4 protein-coding genes are annotated in these 5,801 nt (G+C 34.2%); 2 read left to right on the top strand and 2 right to left on the bottom strand.

Features of this window, described 5'->3' with window-relative positions:
* On the top strand, positions 1–512 hold a 512-nt coding region (locus tag F6K54_RS38985; protein ID WP_293089557.1), incomplete at its 5' end, for a DUF642 domain-containing protein.
* Positions 513–645: 133 nt separating this feature from the next.
* Here the strand turns inward: F6K54_RS38985 and F6K54_RS38980 are convergent.
* Positions 646–1,740, bottom strand: coding sequence for a glucose-1-phosphate thymidylyltransferase (locus tag F6K54_RS38980; RefSeq protein ID WP_293089555.1), 1,095 nt, complete (start codon positions 1,738–1,740; stop codon positions 646–648).
* Between the two features lie 790 nt (positions 1,741–2,530).
* On the opposite strand from F6K54_RS38980, the gene F6K54_RS38975 reads away from it, so the two are divergent.
* Positions 2,531–4,693 carry a hypothetical protein gene (locus F6K54_RS38975; RefSeq protein ID WP_293089553.1) on the top strand — a complete coding sequence of 721 codons (2,163 nt, stop codon included), beginning with the start codon at positions 2,531–2,533 and terminating at the stop codon, positions 4,691–4,693.
* A 136-nt stretch (positions 4,694–4,829) separates the two neighbouring features.
* Here the strand turns inward: F6K54_RS38975 and F6K54_RS38970 are convergent, their stop codons facing one another.
* Positions 4,830–5,408 carry a PEP-CTERM sorting domain-containing protein gene (locus F6K54_RS38970; protein WP_293089551.1) on the bottom strand — a complete coding sequence of 193 codons (579 nt, stop codon included), beginning with the start codon at positions 5,406–5,408 and terminating at the stop codon, positions 4,830–4,832.
* Positions 5,409–5,801: the final 393 nt, after the last annotated feature.

Genomic DNA, 5,801 nt, shown 5'->3' with positions numbered 1-5,801 from the left:
CTAAAGCAGCTATCCCTCAATGTGGGAATAATTTAGTAGTGAATGGTGGCTTTGAAGAGCCAGACATCTCCAAAAATCCATATCCATCTAATTATGTAAGTTTTGAAGATAACATTCCAGGCTGGCAGTTATTGGAAGGGACTGAGATCGAAGTTGATAGTCAATACATAGACTATCCAATACCTGAGGGAAGTCAATTCGTCGAATTAGACGCTCAGAAAGAAACAGTTAAGATTGCTCAGGAAATTCCTACGGAGGTCGGCAAGAAATACAAACTCTCCTTTGCATTCAAAGCTAATTCTCCCACACAAAATATACTGAACGTTCGTTGGGGAAATAAGAATGTTCTCAATCTGGAGAAAACACAGAAAGATACTGTATGGCAGACTTATACCGATGACAAACTCGAAGCTACTACAACTAGCACTACTTTGAGCTTTGATAACCTCAATGAGGAGCTTGATGGTTATGGTTTCCACATTGATGCAGTAAAAGTTCAGTTATGTGAATAGTCAAGTTGTGAAAACAACAGAAAGCTCTCGGTATAATTTCTAATTTACCGAGTTCTGAATGACTCCCATAAGCTTATGGCTCAATACCATAAGCTTATGCCAAAATTAACTCTATGCTATAAATAAAGTCTGATTATGTTAATTCTATTTGACTATCATCTCCAATCATAAATCGTAATGCTTTAGGACGTTGTGGAGCATTAATTAATTGGGCACGACGACCAAGTAAACTATCAACAATACGTTGATGAATTTCAATTATTTTTGCTCCTTGTAATATCACACTATGTTCTAGGTCAACATCAATTAAAGTCACATTATCGGCAATACTACTATAAGGACCGATAAAACAATTTTCTAGGTGACAATTCTCTCCAATAATCACCGGACCTCTAATACTACAATTAATTAGTTTAGTATTTTTACCAATTTTTACTCGCCCAATAATTCGACTTTGAGAATCTATTTCCCCATTTACTGAATTAGTTAAACGAGTATCTAAAATAATTTGATTAGCACTAAGTAAATCATCTTTTTTACCTGTATCTAACCACCAACCTTCTAAGGTACGCGCTTCAACAGAAATTTCCCGATCTTCACCAGAGGTTTGCTGGTCAATTAAATATTGAATAGCATCAGTAATTTCTAATTCTCCTCTAGCTGAAGGTTTGATATTAGCAATAGCATTATGTATTTTATTTGAGAAGAAATATATTCCCACCAGTGCCAAATTAGATGGAGGAACTTTTGGTTTTTCTACTAATCCTAAAACTTTTCCCTTTTCGTCTACTTTTGCTACACCAAACGCTGTGGGATTAGGCACCTTTCGCAGCAGAATTAAAGCATCTAATTGTTCTTTTTTGAAAGTATCTAAAAATTGTTCTAGCTGACTCTCAATAATATTATCTCCTAGATACATGATGAAAGGAGAATCTGCCAAAAATTGTTGGGCAATTTTCACCGCATGAGCTAAACCAGCAGGTTGTTCTTGCAAAATATAGGTAATATTAGCTCCAAATTTTTCACCGTTTCCGGTTAATTCTTGTACTTCTTTTCCGGTTTCTGGACTAATAACAATGCCAATGTCGGTAATACCTGCTGCGACAATACCCTCAATTCCGTACCACAAAATAGGTTTATTCGCAACTGGTACTAATTGCTTTGCTCCTGTATAAGTAAGAGGGCGTAACCTTGTACCTTTTCCACCAGAGAGAATTAATGCTTTCATATCAATATTTCCAATTGCGGATTTTTGTTGTAGTTTTTGTTCTTAGGGCTGAATTTTTTCTCACTTTAGCATACAGAAGGAAGAAGGAAGAAGTAAGAGGGAAGAAGGAAGAGGTTATTTCAGTTATCAGTTATCAGTTATCAGTTATCAGTACCTCTGCAATAAAGAGGCAAGAAAATACAGAATTCTCTTTTTTTTATCCCCTTAAAAGGGGAGGCTTTAGACCATAATTTTTTTTGTAAGAAGGAAGAAGGAAGAAGGAAGAAAAAACTATTAGTCAATTAATTATTGATATTTTCAGAAGATGACAAACAGGATAAGAGATTTTTCTGCGGGAAAATTATCTGAATTTTTGCCAAACAGGTTCACTACTGAAGAATAGACAAATTTCTCTATCATCCGGTAAAATTATCCATCAATTAATTCTCGCTATTTTCAGAAAGTGACAAACAGGGTCAGAGATTTTTTATAATATATTTAAGGATAGAATAAGACGGTAAATCTAGCAGTTTGCTTTGACTTTTTACTTTTAAATTTAGGAGGTTTAATAGCTTTACCTTTTCTCTGACCTTTTTAACAGTCGCCCGCTTATAGGCGAGGCGCATACCCCAATTTTTCGGTAAAATTCAGAAAAACTTGAGATTAGCTCAATAGAATTATATGAGAATTATATGGCAAGACCACAGCTATAGAACTACAAGAATTGGTTAGGACATTTTTCAATCCTAAAACCCTATTCCCTATTCCCTATTCCCTATTCCCTAGCGCTATATCTAATTTCGGGATAAATATGAACAATCACTCTTTTTTAAAATCATTAAATACTAAACTTAATTCACAGTCTAGCTTTCAGATTAATAGCATTATTTTGTTAATTGTAGTTTTGATAATTACTGTCATAACATCAATATATGTATCCAATGAACATACAATTTATTGGTGGGACTTTGTGGGATATCAGAACGCAGCAAATAATTTAACAAATTTATTTCGAGCATCACCTCAAAGAGCTATTGATGATATTTTCGGTTCTTTATCTCAACAGAAAAATTATTTGGTAGTGCTGCCATTAATCCCATTTCTTTATCTGTTTGGTAATCACAGAATTGTTTATATTCTGAGTATTAATCTGGTCTATTTATTACCATTTAGTTTGCTGCTCGGTTCTATCGCGACAAAATTAATCCCAGTTCCTTCTCGATGGGTATTTTGGTCAACAGTAGCGATCGCTCTATTAATACCTATGAGTTGGAGTCCAGGTTTAAGAGGATATCCTGATATTGGAGCGACTTTATTTATTTTATTGGCAATTTTAATTTACTTACAAAATATTAGATTGACTGCTTGGTGGCAAATTCCTGTCATTGGATTATGTTTGGGAATATCTATTGTTTTAAGGAGACATTTTGCTTATAGCGCCATAGCTTTTCTTGCTGCTGTTAGTTGCCAAACTATGATTAACTTTTTGACTACTTTCAATTATGTCAATAATTCCTGGAAAAGACTTTTAGAAAGTGCCATAAAAATTAGTCTGATTTCTCTCAGTAGTTTCCTGACTATATCAATTTTTGCTTGGGGTTTTATCCAAAGTTCCTTGACAGAAAATTATCGAACTCTCTATGCTGCTTGGAGTTTATCAATACCTGATATCTTCTGGCGTTATGCCTGTTTTTATGGATTAATAACTTTACTGTTAGTTGCCACAGGATTTTCTCTAGGTCTTCTGACAAAATCTTTAATTCCATCCACTACTATTTTTCTCTTATTATTCGGAATCTTTTCTTTAGCTGAATGGTTGATTTTACTGCGTTATGGCAATATTCATTACTCTCTACATTTTACCCCCATAATAGTTTTAGGATTAGCTTCATTTATCTGGACAACTATTAATACTTTCCGAGACAAAACCAGATTAATAATTTTAAGTCTTACGGGAATATTTTTATTTGGAAATTTTGCCCTTGGCTTAACTACAATTGGCAAATTTAATAATTCCCTACGACCATTATTTGCCACTAATTTTTCTCCATTAATTCGTTCCGACTATGATGAAGTTTTACGTTTGAGCGATTATCTAAGTAAATTAGCCAAAAATCGAGAATTAGTATATGTAGCTGCTTCCTCAAATCTATTTAATGCCAATATTATTAGAAACGCTAATCGGATAATTAATCCTGAAAGTTGGTCGAATTTAAGAGCAATAAGTAAACCACATATTGACACCCGCGATACTTACCCATTGCCAGAATTATTAGAGGCACAATATATAGTTATTGCTAACCCATTTCAGAAAGTATTATTAACTGATGAACAAGTATTAAAACCAGGGCAACAAGATTTAGTTAAATTTGTCTATGATGCTTTTACTCAAAATTTTCCCATTGCTCAAGATTTCCAAAAATTGCCAGAAGAATTTATTTTAGATGGTGGAATTACTGTCAGTTTTTATCAAAGACTTCGTCCTACTTCTGTGGCAACTGCTGTACAAACTTTATCAGCAGTACAAAAACAAATTCCTCAACGTCCAGGTAGACAATTAGACTGGATGAGTTTAAATCAATCTCCTTATATTACTTATAATTATTCGGCAGTTACTCAAGTTTCTGATGATGGTTATAAATTAATGACAGATCCCTCGGATACTACTAAACAAACCTCTAAATATTTTCTCTATTTAGGGCAAGTATCAGAGTCAGTAAAAATTACTGGTAAGTTCGATTTTCTGAATCAAGAATGTGATGGTTTATTTCTTGCGTTTTCTTCTTTAGATGAGCAAGGAAATTTGCTTGATACAACCACTAATAATTATTTTCCTGGAGATTTGTCTGACTTGAATTTTTCACTCGCTGGTAAAAATTCGGTTTATTTACTTCTGGAAAATATGACTATTGATAGGGATGAATTAACGGATAAATGTGGATGGATAATTAATGATTTAGTTGTTGATGACTAGAGGAAATTTTCTGGAAGCGGATGAAAAAACAAGCCCCCTAAATCCCCCAAAATTGGGGGACTTTTAGAAGCAAATTGACTATTGTTCCCCCCAAAGTTGGGGGCTAGGGGGGCAAAATTCAGTATCAAAAAACTTTTCAGATATCCTTTAATAAACGTGAACCAAAACCTAGAACACCCAAACCAATTAAACTTAGTACAGATGTAGGTTCTGGCACAGATTGATTGTCCGACGAATTAAGGGTTAGAGAAACTTCGTCAAAAAAACTATCAGAAGATATGCCTGCATTATTACGACTTGAATCAAGAATAATTTCTATAGAGCGGGTTTGTACAGGTACTATTCTTTCATCAACAAATTGATTCCAGTCAAAGATACTCGCAACAGTATTATCAATAAAAATTTCTGATTCAAGTACATTGTTACTTTCATCCAAAAATGATAAGGTTGCTTTTGCAATATCAGTTCTACGAGATTGCAATAAAACGCTAAACGAAGAGACAATATCACCCTCATCAATTTGCAGAGCTAGAGAGCTAACATCTATTGACTGTAGCAACGCTTGAGAATCAGCAGGGCCTGTGCCACCTGTAAAAGAAAATAAACCAATATCTACTGGAGAAGGTAACAAAAACGGTGCCGAAGTGGGAACAGTATTTATACCTGTGCTTAACCATCCAGTAGTATCTCCTGTTTCCGCATTGCCATTTTGCACCAGTTCAACACCTAGTGTTGCTGCATGAGCATTTCCACTAGCTCCTACTGCAACAATTAATCCTCCAGTAACTGTTAATAATTTACTGAATGTAGTTCCAATTTTTATAATTATTGACTCCTTGTAGATATAGTTAGGAAATGGAAGGTTTATCTCACCTGTTTTTATAAAGCTTGATACAGATGTGAACTTTGATAATGTAATCCCTAAATTTTCATTTAGAGACTGTTTATAAACAAAAACTTAAGCCCTTGTAGTGCCGTGTCATATCAAATCCGGTAGCATCGGTGTAATTAGATAGTTAATCTAGGAGTCAGGAGTCAGAACTCAGGAGTCAGGAGAAAAGAGAATTTAGAAAGATTTGCTCTTTAGGTGAAGATGAAAATTTTTTTA

Origin of the sequence: Okeania sp. SIO3B5, from assembly GCF_010692555.1 — a bacterium.
Lineage (GTDB): Bacteria > Cyanobacteriota > Cyanobacteriia > Cyanobacteriales > Microcoleaceae > Okeania.
Note: the sequence above shows the minus strand (reverse complement) of the source record. Positions and strands in the feature narration are given on the sequence as shown.